This window comes from Lysinibacillus sp. G01H (genome assembly GCF_028872195.1).
Classification (GTDB): Bacteria; Bacillota; Bacilli; order Bacillales_A; family Planococcaceae; genus Lysinibacillus; species Lysinibacillus capsici.
Genome location: NZ_CP118397.1, coordinates 2,542,996 through 2,562,923 on the forward strand (window position 1 = coordinate 2,542,996; position 19,928 = coordinate 2,562,923).

19 protein-coding genes and 1 pseudogene are annotated in these 19,928 nt (G+C 35.9%); 7 read left to right on the top strand and 13 right to left on the bottom strand.

Going from position 1 to position 19,928, the window contains the following annotated elements; genetic code table 11:
- Positions 1–98: 98 nt before the first annotated feature.
- Positions 99–1,916, bottom strand: coding sequence for a DNA ligase D (locus PSR12_RS13020; RefSeq protein ID WP_274769242.1), 1,818 nt, complete (start codon positions 1,914–1,916; stop codon positions 99–101).
- A 106-nt stretch (positions 1,917–2,022) separates the two neighbouring features.
- Here PSR12_RS13020 and ku point away from each other — a divergent pair, with 106 nt between their 5' ends.
- Positions 2,023–2,844, top strand: a complete 822-nt coding sequence (gene ku, locus PSR12_RS13025; RefSeq protein ID WP_221682938.1) for a non-homologous end joining protein Ku — start codon at positions 2,023–2,025, stop codon at positions 2,842–2,844.
- Positions 2,845–2,875: 31 nt separating this feature from the next.
- Here ku and PSR12_RS13030 read toward each other — a convergent pair.
- Positions 2,876–3,396, bottom strand: a pseudogene (locus PSR12_RS13030) (AAA family ATPase).
- A 140-nt stretch (positions 3,397–3,536) separates the two neighbouring features.
- Here PSR12_RS13030 and PSR12_RS13035 point away from each other — a divergent pair.
- Positions 3,537–4,544 carry a serine hydrolase domain-containing protein gene (locus PSR12_RS13035; protein ID WP_274769244.1) on the top strand — a complete coding sequence of 336 codons (1,008 nt, stop codon included), beginning with the start codon at positions 3,537–3,539 and terminating at the stop codon, positions 4,542–4,544.
- A gap of 14 nt (positions 4,545–4,558) precedes the next feature.
- On the opposite strand, the gene PSR12_RS13040 is transcribed toward PSR12_RS13035, so the two are convergent.
- Positions 4,559–5,089 carry a dihydrofolate reductase family protein gene (locus PSR12_RS13040; RefSeq protein ID WP_274773485.1) on the bottom strand — a complete coding sequence of 177 codons (531 nt, stop codon included), beginning with the start codon at positions 5,087–5,089 and terminating at the stop codon, positions 4,559–4,561.
- 101 nt (positions 5,090–5,190) lie between these two features.
- Here PSR12_RS13040 and PSR12_RS13045 point away from each other — a divergent pair, with 101 nt between their 5' ends.
- The gene (locus PSR12_RS13045) at positions 5,191–6,144 is read left to right on the top strand and encodes a helix-turn-helix transcriptional regulator (protein ID WP_221682942.1); all 954 of its coding nucleotides are present in this window, start codon (positions 5,191–5,193) and stop codon (positions 6,142–6,144) included.
- Between the two features lie 90 nt (positions 6,145–6,234).
- Positions 6,235–7,281 carry a DUF418 domain-containing protein gene (locus PSR12_RS13050; protein WP_257522337.1) on the top strand — a complete coding sequence of 349 codons (1,047 nt, stop codon included), beginning with the start codon at positions 6,235–6,237 and terminating at the stop codon, positions 7,279–7,281.
- Between the two features lie 359 nt (positions 7,282–7,640).
- Here PSR12_RS13050 and PSR12_RS13055 read toward each other — a convergent pair whose 3' ends face one another.
- A complete protein-coding gene (locus PSR12_RS13055) occupies positions 7,641–8,495 on the bottom strand; it encodes a malate synthase (RefSeq protein ID WP_221682944.1) in 855 nt (284 codons plus the stop codon).
- Between the two features lie 425 nt (positions 8,496–8,920).
- On the opposite strand from PSR12_RS13055, the gene PSR12_RS13060 reads away from it, so the two are divergent.
- Positions 8,921–9,172 carry a hypothetical protein gene (locus PSR12_RS13060; protein ID WP_221682945.1) on the top strand — a complete coding sequence of 84 codons (252 nt, stop codon included), beginning with the start codon at positions 8,921–8,923 and terminating at the stop codon, positions 9,170–9,172.
- Between the two features lie 52 nt (positions 9,173–9,224).
- Here PSR12_RS13060 and PSR12_RS13065 read toward each other — a convergent pair whose 3' ends face one another.
- Positions 9,225–9,617 carry a RidA family protein gene (locus PSR12_RS13065; RefSeq protein ID WP_221682946.1) on the bottom strand — a complete coding sequence of 131 codons (393 nt, stop codon included), beginning with the start codon at positions 9,615–9,617 and terminating at the stop codon, positions 9,225–9,227.
- Between the two features lie 670 nt (positions 9,618–10,287).
- On the bottom strand, positions 10,288–10,839 hold the full coding sequence (locus tag PSR12_RS13070) for a hypothetical protein (protein WP_274769247.1): 552 nt from the start codon (positions 10,837–10,839) through the stop codon (positions 10,288–10,290).
- A 216-nt stretch (positions 10,840–11,055) separates the two neighbouring features.
- On the opposite strand from PSR12_RS13070, the gene PSR12_RS13075 reads away from it, so the two are divergent.
- The gene (locus PSR12_RS13075) at positions 11,056–11,721 is read left to right on the top strand and encodes a response regulator transcription factor (RefSeq protein ID WP_221682948.1); all 666 of its coding nucleotides are present in this window, start codon (positions 11,056–11,058) and stop codon (positions 11,719–11,721) included.
- A 1-nt stretch (position 11,722) separates the two neighbouring features.
- Complete coding sequence (locus PSR12_RS13080; protein WP_221682949.1) at positions 11,723–12,970, top strand: sensor histidine kinase; 1,248 nt, start codon at positions 11,723–11,725, stop codon at positions 12,968–12,970.
- A gap of 140 nt (positions 12,971–13,110) precedes the next feature.
- On the opposite strand, the gene PSR12_RS13085 is transcribed toward PSR12_RS13080, so the two are convergent.
- The 7 genes from PSR12_RS13085 to PSR12_RS13115 all read right to left on the bottom strand — a co-directional run bounded on the left by PSR12_RS13085 (position 13,111) and on the right by PSR12_RS13115 (position 19,915).
- Positions 13,111–13,665 carry a ferric reductase-like transmembrane domain-containing protein gene (locus tag PSR12_RS13085; RefSeq protein WP_221682950.1) on the bottom strand — a complete coding sequence of 185 codons (555 nt, stop codon included), beginning with the start codon at positions 13,663–13,665 and terminating at the stop codon, positions 13,111–13,113.
- Positions 13,655–14,560 carry an FAD:protein FMN transferase gene (locus tag PSR12_RS13090; protein WP_221682951.1) on the bottom strand — a complete coding sequence of 302 codons (906 nt, stop codon included), beginning with the start codon at positions 14,558–14,560 and terminating at the stop codon, positions 13,655–13,657. Before PSR12_RS13090 ends, PSR12_RS13085 begins: the two co-directional genes overlap by 11 nt.
- Before the next feature lie 28 nt (positions 14,561–14,588).
- A complete protein-coding gene (locus PSR12_RS13095; RefSeq protein ID WP_221682952.1) occupies positions 14,589–14,846 on the bottom strand; it encodes a hypothetical protein in 258 nt (85 codons plus the stop codon).
- Positions 14,847–14,862: 16 nt separating this feature from the next.
- On the bottom strand, positions 14,863–15,507 hold the full coding sequence (locus PSR12_RS13100) for a copper amine oxidase N-terminal domain-containing protein (protein WP_274769252.1): 645 nt from the start codon (positions 15,505–15,507) through the stop codon (positions 14,863–14,865).
- A 310-nt stretch (positions 15,508–15,817) separates the two neighbouring features.
- Positions 15,818–17,023 carry an EAL-associated domain-containing protein gene (locus tag PSR12_RS13105; RefSeq protein ID WP_274769254.1) on the bottom strand — a complete coding sequence of 402 codons (1,206 nt, stop codon included), beginning with the start codon at positions 17,021–17,023 and terminating at the stop codon, positions 15,818–15,820.
- Positions 17,024–17,465: 442 nt separating this feature from the next.
- Positions 17,466–18,569, bottom strand: a complete 1,104-nt coding sequence (locus PSR12_RS13110) for a TFIIB-type zinc ribbon-containing protein (RefSeq protein WP_257522345.1) — start codon at positions 18,567–18,569, stop codon at positions 17,466–17,468.
- A gap of 14 nt (positions 18,570–18,583) precedes the next feature.
- Positions 18,584–19,915: an SPFH domain-containing protein gene (locus PSR12_RS13115; protein ID WP_274769257.1), complete on the bottom strand. Its 1,332-nt coding sequence runs from the start codon at positions 19,913–19,915 to the stop codon at positions 18,584–18,586.
- Between the last annotated feature and the right edge of the window lie 13 nt (positions 19,916–19,928).

The following is a 19,928-nucleotide window of genomic DNA, read 5'->3' on the forward strand; positions in this document are numbered from 1 at the left end:
TTTTTCAGGTGAACCCGCTCTCTTTTCTGATCAAAGCGCACCAAATCTCATCAGTAGTGACCATGCCCTGTTCCACATATAGAGGCTTTTCCTTGTCTTCATTCCTTTAATTGATCTAGAACTGCTTGAAAATTTTGTTGCTCCCCTACTTCACGAAATAATTGAAAGGGATTGCTCATTTTTTTCATGCGCTCCATGACAAAAGGAATCGTAAAAAGTGTGGGTTTTAGGTTTTCATTAACCTCCTCCCACAGAAGCGGTGTGGCTACTAAACCCATTTCATTGCCACGAGTGGAATACGGGGCAATGATGGTCTTGCCCTCTGCATGCTGCACATAATCTAAATATAATTTTTCATGACGATTCTTCTTTAAACGCTCAATTGTATATAAATTTGGCTTTTGCTCACATAAAAAGCGACAAACGAATTCTGTAAATATACGTACCTCTTCATAAGTAAATGTATTTGCTGGTAAAGGAATATATAGCTGTAAACCTTTTCCACCTGATGTTTTGACAAAGGACTGTAGCTGAAAATAATCAATAATGTTCTTTAAATCAAGTGCTCCTGAAACGGCTAATGAAAAATCTTGTACTGAGGGAGGATCTAAGTCGAAAACGATTTCTGTCGGGTATTGAGAATGATGTGTTTGAAATGGAATGTGGAGCTCTAATGCCAGCTGATTTCCAAGCCACAATAACGTTTCCAAGTTATTACACACGATATAATCAATATCATCCATCACAGCTGTTGCCATAAAATTAGGTATTTTCTCTGGCCTACTTTTTTGATAAAAACTTTCACCTGGAGCACCATGTGGATAGCGTATTAGCGTTAGAGGGCGATCCTTTAGAAATGGCATTAAATAGGACGAGATATTTTGCAAATAGAACAAGTATTGATCCTTTGTAATACCCATTTTTGGCCATACAGGCTTGTCTGGATGTGTGATAGCAACTGATTCAGGGATAGGATACAGTTGACGTTGCATGTGCAGCCAATGACATTCCTCAGGTGACATCTCTAATCGAAAGGCATGAAATCTAGGTTCACGAAGCTTACTACCATCAAAATCAATACAGGCAATATCAACACAAATAGAAGGCTCAAGTACCCATAACTGCTTTTTACGCAGTCCATTAGTCTGAAAGAATTTGACAAGTGTTTGATGCTCTTCCTCTGTCATACCATGCTTAAACGTAACGACTTCTCGTAATTGATTGTTCTCAAAAACTGCACCATGAAAATAACTATTGCTATGATCGTATTGTGTGACAATGACTGTGACATAACGCCAATTTTTTATCTTTAACCAATGATTTGATCGTATGTTTTCAAGCCATTTACTTGTTTTCTTCTTAGCAACAATGCCTTCCCCATTGTAAAGCTTGATGGACTGCCATAAGCTCTCATGCTCCTCACTACCATGTATAACTTGGATAGGCGTTGGGTTCTCATAGTTAACGCTTGGCCATTTGAACTTCGTAGCAAGCTTGACCAATAGCTCCTTACGCGTTTTTAAATAGTGGTTTTGGAGAGATTCTCCATTAAGGGTTAAAACATCAAATGCTAGATAGTGAAAAGGACATGAATGAGCATGTTCCTGAATCACGTCTTGATTTTGCATTCTCCCCCTCTTCTGAACAACAGCAAAATCGCTTTTATAATGATTGCGTAAATAAACTAACTCACCATCTAAGGTTAGGGGTAAAAAGGTTTGGATGGATGCAGATATTTGCTGACAAAAAGCTAAAATTTCGGGAAACAGGTGATTTAATTGTCGCCCATTTCTACTAATGAGCTTCGGCTCCTCATCCCAAACTAATAAGCAGCGAAAACCATCATATTTCGTTTCAAATAGCCATTCATCTCCACTAGGAATATCGTTTGTTTCCGATAAAAGCATTGGTTTCATTCCGCTATACCTACTTTGCTTTTTATATTCAGTGTTTGAAGATTTCATTTTAAGATACATAAAAAACCTCAAAATACATCATAGTAAGAAAAACGAGGTGACAACAATGCATACAGTGTGGAAAGGCAGTATTTCCTTTGGACTTGTTAATATTCCTGTGAAACTACATGCTGCTACTGAAAATAAAGATGTCAAATTGCGTCAGCTTCACAAAGACTGCCATACGCCGATTAGCTATAAAAAGGTTTGTGAGGGCTGTAACCAAGAGGTAAAAGATGAGGATATCGTGAAGGCTTATGAATATGCCAAAAATAAATTTGTTGTGTTGGATCCAGACGATTTAGAAAACTTGCGTAAGGAAAATGAAGATAAGGCTGTGGAAATTATTGATTTTGTGCAATTAACTGAAATCGATCCAATCTATTTTGAACGCACCTATTTTTTATCACCCGATTCGACGGGTGCCAAAGCCTATTCATTGTTACGAAAAACATTAGAACAATCAGGAAAAATTGGCATTGCCAAAATCATTATCCGCTCTAAAGAGCAGCTTGCCATCGTGCGTGTTTATCAAAATGCCCTCGTGATGGAAACAATTCACTATCCAGATGAGGTAAGAAGTATTGGCGATGTACCTAATATTCCAAGCGAACAGGATGTAGTACAAAAGGAGCTCGATACAGCCCTCATGTTAGTGGAACAGCTAACAACTACATTCAACCCTGAAAAATATACAGACGATTACCGCAATGCTTTATTAGAACTAATTGAAGAAAAGAAAGCTACAAATTCGATCGCTACAAGCGATAAACAACGTCCAATTCCTGAAAATGTCACGGATTTAATGACAGCACTACAGGCCTCTTTAGAAAAAACAAAAAAGCCCGCTACAAGAAAACGGACAACACGGACAAAGAAAAATGCCTAAGAACAAGCGTATCCTGACATTTGGATACGCTTTAAAATTGTCGAAAATAGGAATCTAAATCCTTTTTGCGCTGAATCATTAAAAGTTTAGCCAATACAGCATGTTGCTGTTTAAAGAATTTAGGCTTTCCTACCCTTTCAAAGCGTTTATTCCAACGAAACATTTTAAAAAAGATCGAAAAAGTAGGTTGATAGTGAGCTTTTTCGATGCCCATTTTCTGTTTCATAAATCTTTTTAAAATACGAAAGACTCGAATTTTATAAGGGATATCGAGAAAGATAATGCAATCAGCTTGCTGGAAGCTATCAACAACCCACTCCTCCTGATGGATCCCCTCTATAATCCAACTGTTCGTTTGGAGAATGGTTCGTAAGTGCTCCTTTTTTCTTCATCTGTTCTTAGAATATCCCCTGATTCCTTTCGCATCCATGCCACATTATCAAGCTCATAATAAGGAATCTGCAAGGTTTTAGATAATTTCCTCGCCAATGTCGTTTTCCCACTGCCAACGGACCCAATGATATGTATTTTTTGTGGAAACGCTTTTGTCACAGAACCCCTCCATTAGATGTACCTTTGTAGAAATAATTCCTTTATTATACAATAGATTTCAGCTTACATAACGATAGTTTCCCAAGAACATTCGTTCCCACTTATGGTATGATGAAGGAAAAACTAGGAGATCTTTATTCATGACAATACTTGAGCAAATGTCGCAACAACAAATAGCTGGCCTCAGCATTGCCTATATAAAGGATGGTGAGCTTCAGAAAGCAGATTGCTTTGGTCTATTAGAGGTCGGGAAAACTAACAGAATCAATACCGAAACCATCTTCAATGCCTGTTCAATTAGTAAACTAGTTACAAGCATTTTAGTGATAAAGCTGGTCGAGCAAGGGATAGTAGATTTAGATGAGGATATTAATCAAAAGCTTACATCTTGGAAGATGCCAGATCATAGCTACACTCAGGAAAAAAAAGTAACATTACGACATTTGTTAAGTCATCAGGCGGGGATTATTGACCCTAAAGGCAGCTTCTCTCCCTTACATTCACTATGGCAGACGCCTTCGATGGTCGACTTATTAAAAGGTTCAACTCCTTATTGTTCTATACCAATCGATAGTACTTATGAGGCCGAGCAAGAATTTCACTATTCAGATGCTGGCTTTTGTATTGTTCAATTGCTAATTGAGGATACAATGGGTTCAAGTTTTTCAACACTTATGACTGACCTGATTTTTCGACCACTAGCCATGACAAATAGCTTTTTTTCTTCCGCAGTTCCAACTGCCAATACAGCAAGTGGTCATCATAAAGATGGCACCGTAACAGCACAAAGATACCCTATTTACCCGTATGATGCAGCTTGTGGATTATGGACAACACCGTCAGATCTAGCAAAATTATTACAAGAGGTAATGCAGGCCTTAAAGGGAAAAGGTACACTTGGTTTAGCTTCAATCCATGAGCTAATTCGTCCTCAGGGCTGTAAAGAATGGCTGGGCCTTGGTGTATTTCTTGACGGTGCTGGTGAGCAGCTTGAAATATCCTCGCTTGGCTGGGGCGTTGGCTATCAATGTATGCTAGTGGCCTACCCCCACCTAGACAAAGGCTTTGTTGCCATGATTAACACCGATACAGGCGTCCATCAAATGCAAGGTCTCTTAGGAGATATCTATCGTTCCTTTATCAAATAAAGAAGAGGCTTGATTTAAGCCTCTTTCTTTACCCCATAATGCAGTTGTACCATTTGACCATATCGCTTTGTTTCCAATAGCCTTAAGTTTTCGAATGGACGTGGCGATTTAAACAAGGGTATTCCTGAGCCCAATAAATGCGGTGTAATCGTAATAATCCATTCATCAATTAGCCGCTCCTGTAAAAAAGCATCCAAAATGTCCCCTCCCCCTACCATCCAAATCTTTGTGCCTTCTTGCTCTTTTAAACGTTTTGTAAATGTGATGACATCCTCTTGGATAAACGTCACATGCTCATTTTCCCCAGTTCGAGTTGTTGAGAACACATAGCATTTTTTATCAGAATAGGGGAAAGGTTCCATATGTTCTAGGATATAATCATATGTTCGTTTTCCCATAATGACGGTATCAATGGTTTGATACATATCAGCGTAGCCATTATCACCCTCTCCCTCTGTTTCCTCTAGCCACTGTAGATCATCATTTTCCTTGGCAATAAATCCATCTAAACTCCCTGCAATAAATACTAGTATTTCTCGTGACATCATGTCAGCTCCTCTTCTTTTGAAAATCTCTTCTACAATCTCTATACTAAATATAAAACATGACAACTCTTGGCATGATTAAATAAAAAGGTGAAAAAAATATGACCAAAGCTAAACGATTAATTGATATTTTGCTATTTGTCAGTGCGCAAAAGAAATTTACAGCGCAGGAAATTGCTGACACTTTCCATATTTCCGTGCGAACGGTGCATCGTTACCTTTTGGATTTAAGTGATATGGGGCTACCCATTTACGCGGAACAAGGAAGACATGGGGGCTATACGGTGCTATCAAATGCCATTCTCCCACCGATATTATTTACCGAGGAAGAGGCGGTCGCCATTTTCTTTGCATTTCAGTCTTTGCACTATTATCGTGATTTACCTTTTAATACTGAAATGAAGTCTGTCTCTCACAAGCTGTATGAATCCTTACAGAAGGAAGCCAAGAAAAAGGTGGATACGCTGCAATCCTATATTGCTTTTTGGAACCCTAAAAGAACCATAACAACACCACTCTTAACGGACGTTTTAGAGGCTATCATCAACCAATCACAATTGCATATCCAATATGAATCGAAGTCTGGTATCACCTCTAAACATATCCAGCCTATTGGCGTGTACGCTCATGATGGCTTATGGTATATGCCTGCGCTACTACTATCAAATGAAAGAATATTACTCTTCCGTGTAGATCGAATTAAAAACATAAAAGTTAGTGAAACAAACCGTAAAACGACGATGAATTTGCAGCAATGGCTTGAAAATGACTATGAGCCTCAGCAGCCTATTCGCTTATATGTTGAATTATCAAGCGAGGGCGTTCGTCAATGTTTAAGTGAGCCCCATCTTGAAAAAGCGGTTGTTCATCAAAGTGATGGAACAGGTTATATCGATACGATCATCGATCAACATGAGCTCCACTTTAATAGCTCCCTATTCTTTCGCCTTGGACAACATGCGATTGTTAAAGAACCGCAAGCATTAATTCAGCTTATGCGTCAGCATGCACATGAGCTATTAGCGATTTACCCTGAGCCAATAGAGCCTCTATAAGATGACAATTTTGTCAGATTCACGTAACATTCATCGTTACTACTTTTAAAAGATCTTCCTTATAATTGGTTTTGAAGGAGGAGATATACGTTGCAACCGACCAACAGTAATAAACGAATTGATACATTAGATTATTTAAGAGGGTTCGCCTTACTAGGCATTATTTTAGTCAATATCCCCTCATTAATGTGGATTGAACCACCTGAATTGGCTAATGATATTGCCTATAGCCGCTTTCTAACACTTTTTGTAGAGGGTAAATTTTTTATCATTTTTTCATTTTTATTTGGAATAGGATTCTATCTCTTTATTTCACGCGCTCAGGCAAGGGGCGAAAAAGCCTATGCCTTATTTAGTCGTAGACTTTTGATTTTACTGTGTATGGGGCTTGTGCATTTTTATTTCCAACCAGGTGAAGCCTTAACTGTCTATGCTATCTTTGGCTTTGTAGCCTTACCTTTTTATAAAATGCGCAAAGACATCAATCTCATCCTTGGATTCATCCTACTAGCCATCACCGCCTATTTTGGTCTAAAAATTTTAATGCCATTTCCACTGATTTTGCTTGGTCTAGCTGCGGGTCAATATCATTTATTTGAAAATATCTCGTTACATCGAAATAAAATCAGGTTAGTGACGATTGTAATGGGCTTTATAAGCATGGCTAGCTGGTTTTATCAATGGCAGTATGTCCCTGAGCCTCTTGTTAATATCCAACATTTGCCCAAGGATCAGCTAGAGCCTCATATTACAAATATCGAGCAATTTTCATTAATTGGACTACAGTTTAGCCCATTTGCTTCTGCCTTTTACATGGGAACAATTATCCTATTATTACAAAGTACTTTGTTCCAGCGACTATTGGCACCGTTAAAAGCATATGGGCGCATGGCCTTGACTAATTACTTGGGGCAAACAGTGCTCATTCTCTTAATTGGCCATGCTTTCGGTTTAATCGGACAACTTCGCTATCTTGAATCTTTGTGGATTTGTTTAGGCATTTATGTTTGCCAATTGCTCTTTAGTAAGCTATGGCTATACTTTTTCCGCTTTGGCCCTATGGAATGGCTATGGCGAATCGGGACATATTGGACAATTCCTCCCCTAAGACAAAGTAAGAAAGATTATTTATCGTAAAGGATAAATACCTATCAGCTTGGTGGTAAACATCATATATTGGTAATGTACCCTACTCGCTTTCCATCTTTGCTCATATCTTCAGCAAGAAACACATCCCCATTTTATTTGGTCACCGAAGTGACTAATTTAAAAACAGCGTTAATCCATTGTTAACGCTGTTTCTTTTACTTTTATTAAACCTAATAAGTGAATCATTGGGGGTACTTTGTGGGGAATAGGTATTAAAAGCAAATAAAGTTACTGGGACATAAACATACAAGTCACGGGATTATAAAATCCCGTGACTTGTATTCATTGCCATTATTTTTCTCTTGCAAGCGAGTATGTCTCTTCATCTTGAAAATTGGTTCACTGTTCTAAATGCGGGTTAATGCGCCAGTAGGCTTTGGTATTTCTTGAACTGCTATCTGATTCATTTTACAAAAATGTTTAAAGAATTGTTGTGCCAACTCCCGTTCTTTCGGGTCACTTTTTAATGAAATGATATCAAGTAAAATTTGAGCCATCCATAAATTTTCAAAATAACGATATTTCCCTGTCTTCCATGTCATTTTTTCAGGGAATTTTTCATTTATATAATATTGCCAGAAAAGCAGCTGATCCGATTCCTGCTCTGTCAGTTGAATTCTGTATTTTGAATGGGCAGGAATATGTCCATCTTCACACAGCTTGCCAACGAATTTTTCATTCACCATATAGATACCTAAGATGCGTCTATCACTTTCAGGCTGGCTGGAATCTCTTGCTGTTAAAAGGACAGCGCTATTTTGGTGCAAGCGGCTCGGCTTGTTTGGCTTCCCTTTGTTATTACCACTCTTTAATATACCTGAAAAAACATTCCACTCTGAAACAGAACTATTCTGTTCCTCTGAATCACACCAAAAAACCATCTGGGATGCGGGATGAAGTTTATGATTACTCATAAGTTTTTCGTGTTCCAAGCGAAGCAAGAGTTCTTTCCGTTGAAGTTCTTTTACCTCTTCCATCCGCGATTCTTCTTCTTTTCGTTCAATTTCCTTTTTTTGTATGATTTCCTCAAGTAACTTAGCATCACTTTTATCATGTATTGTTAGGTGCTTTCCAAATACATCTGGAAAAACAAACCTTTTATTTTCTGATGCAAAATGTATTTCAATACTTGAATCATTTTGATTAACTATACTACCTATGCCAAAACGCTTGTGTGTAACTTTCTTATTAATTAGATTCATTCATCTAGTCCTCCTTATGGAATAAAAATTAAGTTACTATTAGATAGTAAATTTTTCTAAATAACTTCTTTAAACAATTTCGATTTTTTTCCGTTTAAAAAATAAAAAAACGTATCCAAATTCTTTCTGCAAAATAGGACATCGGAATTCGAAATACGTTTATAAAAAATTATCGTAATACTATTATAACATTTTTTAATAAAATTACAAATTTATTATTGACAACTCATTTTTACATGAGTTAAAATATTCATTTATCCTCTGAATGTCATTGGAATCATCTTTGAAAAGACCATAAACTTCTGAAAAATGCCTTATAAAAACCAACTTCCCTTGTTACATACTTTGATGCCCATAAATTCTTCACCTGTTACTTATCCTAAGCATACAATGCAAATAATACCCTTTTTTGTAGGGAGGATTATATGAAGAAAAATAAAGATAATCGGAATAGTGAGGGATTGGAATCCGTGAGTCAAGCAGCTAAGCTGGCTGTCATTGCAGGGGCGATCACAACACTTGGAGACGCTCTAGCGACCATTGCGGCTGGTCTTGCGCTAGAAGATGAGTTGAAGGAAAAGGAAAATGAAAGTAATAGCAATGATATTGACAAACTACAAAAGCAAATTGATGAATTAAATTATGAAATGAAACAATTAAAAAGGATGTTACGTTAATACCATGTTATACAAAAACGACAATACCACATGGATATTGTCGTTTTTTAGGCTATTTAGCAGCCCAAAGTTCAATCTCTATTTTTAATTCTGGTAGCCCTAATGCTGATACATAAGCAATAGTCATAGAGGGATAGGAATGACCAAACATTACTTCCCATTGCTGATCGAAATGATGCCAATCAATCTCCTCTGTCGCCCATATATTCACCTTTACCACATGAGAAGCATCCAATCCCTCAGTTGCTAAAAGCGTTTCAATATTTTTAAATGTATTGGTCGTTTGTTCAATTAATCCTACAGGCAATTGATCATCTTGATCAACCCCTATTTGTCCAGAAAATGCATACAATGTTGCATCTTTCGGAATGATTGTGATGTGGCTATATTCCCCCACAGGGCTAGGTACCTGTATTGGATTTTTACGTATTATGTTTGTTTTCATATTCTTTTCTCCTTTAGGATCGTATTTTTCTAAAAAAGGGCAGACTTATCCCTCGTTTGTTGATTTTAGAAAAAAACAGCTGTGGAGAACCCTATACCCATGCTTAAAAAACGAATAGCTCTTTTTTTCATGTGAATTCTCCTCCTTGTCCCTAAAGTTATGTTCACTTTACCATTTCTATCCTAGATAATCAATGAAATACCCAAACTATTTATCATTTCATTTATTATTTCTCAGGCAATTAACTATTCAACTATAGCAATCACAACATATATATAGTAGTGTAAAGCTAAATTAGCCTTACACCTCCGAAATTGTTACTAGGGTCACTCCATCCCAAGTGTCCCTTTGCATAATAGAACTAGGTACCCCTCTTTGGCGTACCTAGTTTTTTCGTTATTTTGGGGTCGTGTCGGTGACTAAGTTTTGTCCACCTACAGCGAGTTGAGGTGTAGAATTCTTATACGGAAAAATACCTTAACCAATACAAGAACTATAAACTTAAATATAATTACACATCACACTTCCCTAGTGCGATCTTTTTGCATTTAGCTCAAATACTAGAGATTCTTTGTCTAAGACATTGTTTATAAAACAAATATAGAAAAGAATACAATAGGCAACAAAAATGTTAAGCTGAGTAATTATGAGCCGAGTCATGTTTACATGACTAAGAGATAAAAATATGAATCCCTCCTGCAATAACACTTAATGCGGCTATGGAGATATGGATTGTTCGTAAGCTTCGATTTTTTCTATAGTTGAAAAAATTCATTCCTGCGATAGCAGTAATAGACAAAAGAATAATTGCAATCAAGCCAATAATTCCTTCATTCTCCAATTCACCCTCATTAAAGTACATGATTAACCCATGACCTATACCTAACGACAATGCCATTGTGCCAAAAAGAATATGATATCTACCTATTAACTTTGCTGCAGATAAATATAGCCCTTTAGATTGTGGGAATGTACGAATTACAGACTTCATGAAGGTTCGAATAGGAAAAATCATACCAGCTGCACCAATTCCTATAAATGTACACCAACCAATTAATTCACCAATATCCTCATAACGTCCTTCCTCGTGTTGTTGTCTACCGTTATCCTCATAATCATACTCATCTTTTCCTTCAAAAATATCATCTGCATAAATGGGATTTACATCATACATAAAAAATATAACTACCAATACTATCCCAAAAAATTTTAAATATCGCATAGGAGGTCTCCTTCCATATTGAGTTTCAACATTAGTCTAAGCAAACAATATGAAAAAAATCTGAAAAACGGCACTAGAAAAAATTATGATATTTAACTAAAATTTCTTTTTGGCTTAGAATAAGTAGAAGATTGGTCACACAAAAAATTCAGGTGGATTTCATAATGTTGTTATAAATTAGTTATATTGAATATAAAAAAGGTAGGAGGAGCTTTGTTGAAAATACTGATAGCAGAAGATGATAATCGGTTAAGGAAAAACATTGTTCACATCATTCAAAAAGAATTTCATCAGGTCGATGCTGTAGATAATGGTCAGCATGCATTAGAATACATACTATTTCATTCTTACGACCTCGTCATTCTAGATTGGATGATGCCAGAATTAAGCGGTATTGATGTGTGCAAAGAAGCTAGAAGAAATGGTTATGAAGGTGGCATTTTAATACTAACAGCAAAGGATGATAGCAATGACATCATCCTTGGATTAGATGCAGGTGCTGATGATTATGTTGTTAAACCATTTAAAATGGAAGAACTCTTAGCGAGAATACGTGCCATTTTAAGAAGAAAAAATAAATCCATTCATCAAATAATTCAAATTGATGATTTAAAGTTATATTTGGATTCCAGGACACTTTATAAAGATAATCAAGAAATACTATTAACTAAAAACGAATTTTTATTGTTAGAGTACCTTTTTATCAACAAAGGCATCATTCTTACTAGAGAACAAATTTATACACAAGTATGGGGATTTGATCATGAAATGACTAACAACAACCTTGATGCGTTAGTAAAACTAGTTCGTAAAAAAATCGATTATAATCGATCAAAATCCATTATTGAAAACATTAGAGGAATAGGATACAGAGTGAGGTAGCATGTTTAAGAAAACTCGTAAAAAATTAACTTTATTTAACTCCATTTATTTTATAGGCTTTTTCTTTGCTTTTCTTATTATTCTTTATTTTTCATTAGTTCAACTAATGAATTATCAACAAGTAGAAGAACTAGAAACTTATTACGAAGAACAATATCATGACTTTTTTGAGCACAAAAATGATAATGAAGGGAAATTAGAATTTAACCCAAATGGTATGTATTTTTACTATATTTATACAAAAGACCAGATACTAGTCCACGGTGACGAAAACTATCAAGGTTTATTTAAAGATCTAGAAAAAATCATTCAAACGGAAAATCCTTCTAAACGTTTTGTAAAAAATTTAAATTGGCGCGATAAACATCTTTTAATTTTATCGAAACCCATTCAGACTAACGATGAATTCCTAGGATATATTGTTATAGGCAAATCGACCACATCACAATATCATTTTTTTCAAAAAATGATTTTACTGTTTATTGTTTTAATTATAATTTTTACGATCATAATTGGATTCTTAAGTTACTACATGGCAGGAAAAGCCATGATCCCCATTCAACATGCACTTGAAAAACAAAAAAGTTTTGTTTCAGATGCTTCTCATGAGTTAAGAACACCGCTAAGTGTATTTTATAGTTCACTCGATATTTTAGAATCTGATGAAGCTAATAATATGAGTGATTTCGGTAAAGAATTAATCGAAGATTTAAAGCATGAAGCAGCGTTAATGAAAGAGCTATTAGATAAACTATTATTTTTAGCCCGACATGACAAAAATCGTATTAAATCAACTAAAGAAAAAATCTCCTTAACAGAGTTGCTAATAACGATTAGTAGGAAGTTTAAAAGAGCGTTACCAAAAACAATCGTTTTCGAAATAGAAATCCAACCTAATGTTGAATTTATTGGAAATTCAAATAATATAACTGAATTAATTTATATATTATTAGATAATGCAGCCCAGTACACACAAAAAGGATCCATCTATCTAAAGCTTTTACAAACTGATAAAATGATATATATCTACATTGAAGATACAGGCATTGGGATTTCTAAGGAAGACCTGCCTTTTATTTTTGATAGATTTTTCCGGAGTGATGCTGTGAGAAACAGAAACGGAACAGGACTGGGACTTGCTATAGCTGATTCTATTGTTCAAGATCACGGAGGAACATTAACAGTTCAAAGCGAGTTGGAAAAAGGTACAACATTTTGTATTCAATTTCCTCTTTATAATAAAAAGTAGGCTATTTATCGTTACATGATGGATAAACCATAGAATGGCATTACATGAACCAGTAGTGCCATTCAACTAGTTTATTTTTTGAGCTACTTTGGCAGCCTAGCTAACATGGAGAAACTGCCTTTCCTCCATTCAAGCACCGCTTACTTGCTAACCCCTTGCTTTTGATCTTTCTTCTTAAACCCATCACTCATCAACCTTACAAGTAGTGCGATAATTATAACCATTACCGTACTACTATAAAATAAAATTACTAACATTTGATTAGTGTCAGTACCAATGAATAGCCCATGAATAAGTGATAATATCCAAGCAGGTAAAACAAGAAAATGCATCTTCTTCCAAAGTGAGAATTTCATTTTATTTATCCATATATCTGATGTTACAAGAACTATTAAAAATAAATAAAAAGCTATGGTTCCCAGCCCAGACAACAATGCCTGATAGTTAGCGCTAAAAGGTAATACGATATCAGAAATAGTATAGGGTTCGTATTGATCAATCATTAGTAAAAGTAAATGTACAATAACAGTTATAAATCCCATCCATCCACTCATTTGATGTAATTGAAAGTACAAGTTTTTATTGGACTTGAGAGTAGAAGATTTCCTTAGTAAACCAAAAAAAATGGACATACTGAAGTAAAAATAACTTAAAAGCCCTAATAATCGAATCCATTCCCAAGTACTAAATAACATCTAACTTTTCTCCTCCTTTCAACCAATATATACTTCCATCATCTTTTGCTATCAAGCAAGCACAAGGCATCTGTAGTTTGTCAAACCATACTTGTAATTCTTGTTCATTTAATAAAAAAGCAAGTTTTGTTGCCACTTCTGCTTGACATAATGAGTTTGTTATTATTGTTGTTTGAAGGATAGGGCTAATGATTACCTCTCCAGTTCTTCCATCTAATAAGTGATGCTTTTCTTTCCCCTGCTGTTTCCAACTTCTAAATATACGATTTGAAGTGGCAATTGCTCCATTTTGAATTCTAATTGTACTGATCTCTTCGTGTATATGAAATGGATGAGCAATCCCAATGGTCCATGTCTTTTTACCTGACGACCACATTTTCATATCTCCACCACCATCTACAATTCCAAACTCTGGAGAAACCTGTCTAAGCCAATCAGCTATTTTTTCAACTACGTATCCTTTGGCAAATCCACCTAAATCAATTAATTGATTATCCGTTTTTAAAACTTCATTGTGATCCAAAAAAAGAAATGGCTTATTTGCCTTTTTTTCTATTTGTATTGGCTTATACGTTGATTCTTGAAAAGGAAAGGATCGATCATACCCATGTTGTTCTAAATGTAATTTTAAATACGGAGAAAATATATTATTAGTTAATGTATAATAGTTATCTGCTTCTTTTAAACAATCGTATAATGCAGGAGAAATTCTGCCGATTTCTCCTACCTTTAGTTGATTAATTTGATTTAACTCATTATTTGGCTCAAATCTTGACCACTCTCTTGCAACGTATTGCAACCATTTCACCACTTTGTCTTTCCAATCATTTTTTTGTGTTCCAGCAATTTCAATATAAAAGTTTGTATTCATCGTGTTTAATGATAGGGTATCCAAGCAACTTCAACTCCACTTCAAACTATGTCTAGGATCGTTTGGTAGTTCGATCGGTACGGATTTTATTTTGTTGTAGTTGATTCACTCCCACAATTTCAAAATTTGTCCAATCCAATTGAACAAGTTCCCTTTCTCGGTCTGACATTTTTTTTGATTGTTCATTTGTCAAATTTAGATCAGCTATGTTTGTATCTGATGGAACATTATTAAATTGCGTTAATAGTAAAGAAGATAATATTACTCCAGAGGTACCTAATATCCATTTAGCTTTCTTTTGATCTTTCATTTAATCATCTCCTTTTTTACTTTAAAAACTTAAATAAAACAGAGTTATTCATTTCTTGCCATTCAGCCACATAGCCCAAACCATTTGAAATTACACTAATTGGAACATATATATTATCATTCAAATAAAATGTAACAGCTGGTATCGGTGATTTTATCTCGTTATAGTACACAACATTTGTCCCCGCACGAAAAATTAATTCTGTATCACCTTTATTAATTTCTAATATTTTACTATTATCATAATTAATTACTTTTGCACCTAAAAGTTCAGCAATAATTTTACCTGGCACATATATTTCCCCATCTAAAGGAATCAAGTAAAGAGACTTTGTATTATTTTCTAGTTTTAACTGAATTTCTTTCGCTTCTTTCAAAGGTAACTCTCCTTTATTTACATAAGTCGATCTTGTCCAAATATTCCATGTATTACTATTTGTTTCAAGGTATCTTTGATCATAATAATCGTATTCATCCTCTTCTTTATAATAATCATAATCATCATCTTCCTCTTCATCTTCCTCTTCATAATCATCATCGTGCTTTTTATGAACATCACCCTCGTATTTTTTATAATCATTTTCATCATCCGCTTTTGCTATTTTGGTATCAACAAATGGCCAAATTAAAATCATAATTAGAAGTATTTTGATAATCCTCATTTTTTCAGCTCCTTTATGTTATTTCCATCTTAATTAAGCTAAATGAAAAAATACTGAAAAAACAAAATCATTCAATACAAATTTAACAAATGTATTGCTTGCCATTTTTGTTTCGATAGAGGTAGGTAATTTTCTATGAGAATTTAAATAGCATTCCTGATTGAAATCAAAAAAATTGCCTTCTACAAAAATAGAAGGCAACTTCAGTATTTTACTAGGCTTTTAGGATTCTCCCATCATACCTAGTTCACTAAATATATCGAATTGCAATTGTACTCCTGATATGTTGTCATTAAAGAAATTACTAATATCATCTAAAGATTTTGTGCTCATAAAGATAGTCATAGGAAAGGTCAACAAACAAATATTCATGCTCGTTGATCGCAATGGAGAATGTTCTTGTAATTTCTCCTGTTTCTATATCCCGATACAATTCAGAGATTTCCCCACTTTGATCGTTGCGCATTTTAATAATTGTTTGAAGGAAATAAGGACGCCAGCTCCAATTTTTATTGATGGCACGTGGCTGTAGCTCCCAATTCCCATCAATTCGCATAACGTTAGGCGTTAACTGGAATCCGTCCTCATTACAAATATAGAGACGGAAGGAGTAGTTATCCAATAATTCAGCTAAGTACTCTAAATGGGAGACATTGTCGCTTGTTGGTTTCACACGGTGAACAATCGCCTCTAATTCCTCCCTTAATTTTTTCAACTGCAAATATTGCGCCTCCAGCATTTTCTTTTCGGAAGTAATAAATTGCTGGCATTCTTTTTTAAAACGTTCCTTTAATATATCCTTATCAACAAAAGTCATAGCTGGATTAGCTAGATATGGCCCTTGATAAAATCTACCGCCATTTTTCCATGCGAATTGTAGCTGATAAACCGTTTCAATATCTTCAAATAATAGATTCGCTCCAATTTTATAAGCTAGGCTACCAATGGCAGAAATCATGTCCGATTGAGCGGACCAAGAATGGTAATTTAAATCACGTGTATTGACTTTTAAGATATGTGGGGCCAATAGCGCAATATGCTCTAAGTGACTTTCGGCTCCTACTTCCTGTACGGCAATTTTCACTCCAAACGTCGTAAAATAGCGTAGGGCGTGATGTAATTTGTTAATATCCCCTATAAAACGATGCTCTGATACGACAAGTACGATACGCTGTAAATCTTTTTCCTCTATATATTGTTGGATAATATTAAAATGACTTTCACCAAAATCTTGCATCAATAAATTTGGATTGCTTGGAATATAAATATCAATTTCTGGTGCAATTTCATCAATTTTGGCTAATGCCGCATGTAAAATTTTGTGTTCCATATCAATTCGATATTCTTCTGGAATATCTTCATTGTTGACGAAATCCTTTAAATTAATTTGCTGACCTTGAATTTGTAGATATCCGGAAATTTCGTAGGCAATCACCGTATGCGCGTCTGCGCTAAATATCGGTTGATAATACCCATGTATTTGATCTAAATTTGTTAACACTTCAATTGCGTCCATCATCGAAACCTCCAATATGAATAACGTTTTCGTTGTTATTCAAAAATAACATTACATTTATCATGACTAGCTTAAAAAATGCTCTCTGACTGTATAATAAGTTGTTTAAAGTAAAATCGCAACTTCACTTCTCATCATTAATGGAAATACGTCCTAATTTTTAACCACCATAATTGCATTATTTCTAACGATTTTCCTACATAGTAAGTTGCTTTTTACACCATCTTGCAACTTTATGCTTTTGTCCATCCAAGGCTGTTCTAATATTTTACTCTCCCTTTAATCTATGCAACTTGACGCAATGACAGCCGTGATAATGGATGATGATTATCCTATATAAGCCAATTAATTCAGTCATTTACCCAGTATTTAAGGACAATTTTATGAAAAAACAGTATCCCAAAAGGACAACAAAAGGCTCCTACTGGCATACTGTTTATTATTATTCAGACATAAAGAAATACCAAATCAGAGCGATTACTGCTAAGGATAAAATAACAGCAATTGTTACGCGAAGCGGCGAGATAGGAGCATTGCCGCCAACTCGACCCGTTTGTCCATTCACCATAAAGCGGTAAACCTTCTCCTTATAGCGGAAAGAAGATAACCAAATGGGTAACATTAAATATTTGTATGTAATATCATCATGGTTTGTGGAAAAACGTAGATTGGATACTACATCCGCATTATTTTCCCAACGAATTTTGGACGTAATCTGCGCATGGAGATGATCATGGATTTCACTTTTTGCTTGGCTCCAGCCATCCTGCAAACCAACACTGTAACGCTCTGATAAAAATCCAGCTACATATTGGGGTTTATAGGCCTTATTATTAAGAAGATTAAATGGTTCAATTTTTCGCATCATGTCCCGATCATAGCGTGTTGTGGCACTCACTAAATGATCGTCTATAAATTCCTGATAAAAACCACTTGTTGAATACCAATCTGTTTCAGTATGCGTTTTACCATCTTTATCCGTAACCGTTCGATGTCGTCCATATCTTGCGGAGTATCTAGAGCTTGTTTTTGAATCAAACGTCCAATACGGGAGGTATACCCCTTTAAAAGCATCAGGCCTTGCACTTATTTTGGCAGCCTTTGGTGTAAACCATCGACCTTTGATCCATTTCTGAAAATGTTCTCCTGCCTGCTTATCCGTTACTTCAAAAGCACATACGCCATTGGGAGCAAGCGTATTTTCAGCGCTCGCTTCCATGACCTGATTTGAGCCGCAGTAAGGACAACTGTCAGCGACCTGCAGGGCATCATAAATTGTCTCGGCCGCACAAGCTTTACAAATAACTGTTTTCTTCTCCACGCCCCAATTGAAATTCCCACGTTCCTCTGCTTTTAAGAAATCCATTTCCTGAGCAACCTTTTCCTCTTCTTGTTCAGGGGTTGCAATTTCAGATTCAAATCCACAATACGGACAAGTCAGCTTACCTGTAGCAGGATTAAACTCAATTGATGCACTACAGGACGGACATTCTGCATCAAAGTCAAGCTTTACTTGTTTGACATGTTCAACTTCTTGCGTTGACATAGGTCATCATCTCCTTACTTGACATCCTTTTCATCAAAAACATCGCCGCATTCTGGACAGAATTTAGGCGGATTGGCAGGGTCCTCTGGTGCCCACCCACATTTATCACATGCATAGAGTAAAGCACCAGCTGGTTTTTTAGAGCCACACTCGCTACAAAACTTTCCTTTATTCACCGCTCCACATGTACATGTCCAGCCCTCTTCCACTGGTTTTGCTGCGCCGCAATTTGAACAGAATTTCCCTGTGTTGTCATGACCACATGCACATGTCCATGTTCCAGGTGCTTTGGCTGATTGATTTTGCAACGCAGCCTGAGCCATTTGCGCTTGCTTATTTTGCTCATTCATTTGATAAAGCTGACCAGCATTGACTCCACCTGCTTGTGCAGCCATATTCATCCCCATGAAGCCTGCCATTGCCCCACCATCATTGTTAGCAGCTGCAATCATCGCTTCTGCCTGAGCGCCTGTTAAATGGGCAGCAGCCATACCTGGATCACGCATGACCGCATTGCGTTGTAGTTGTTTTATCATGGCTTCGTCTTCCTCAGAAGCCTTCAGGGTACTAATGCCAAATGACACAACAGCTAAACCACGTGTAGCAAGCCACTTTTCTGATAATACCTTATTGAGTGCGTCTGCTAAGGCAACCGTATGCGCAGGTATTTCACTATAACGAACGCCACTTGCTGAAATTTGTGCAAAAGCTGGCTGTAATGCTGTCATTAATTCTGATTTTAACTGGCTATCAATGGCCTCTCGCGTAAATTCACGCTCTACATTTCCACATACATTTGTATAGAATAATAACGGATCAATGATTCTATAAGAATACTCACCATGGCAACGAATGGCAATGTCGATATCTAATCCGATATTACGATCAATAACTCGGAATGGAATTGGTGCAGGAGTGCCATATTTATTCCCAACAATCTCCTTTTTATTAAAATAATAAACTCGCTGATCTTTAGCAGGTTCCCCACCAAATGTAAAACGCTTGCCTATCTGTTTAAATGTTTCTATTATGCCTTGGGATAAATCTGAGCCGTACATAATCGAAGGTTCTGTTGATGTATCATAGACATATTCCCCAGCTTCTGAAGAAAACTCTACAACTTTCCCCTGTTCAACAATCATCATACATTGCCCTTCATTGACGGCAATAATGGAGCCATTGCTAATAATGTTGTCATTTCCTTTATTTGAACCTCGTTTAGAAGTGCGTTTAACACCCTTAGTTACTAGAACATCTGAGGATAATGCCTCACAATAAAAATACTCACGCCATTGATCCTCTAAAACACCTGTTAATGCCCCAACGCCTGCTTTCAATAAACCCATAAATATTCCCACC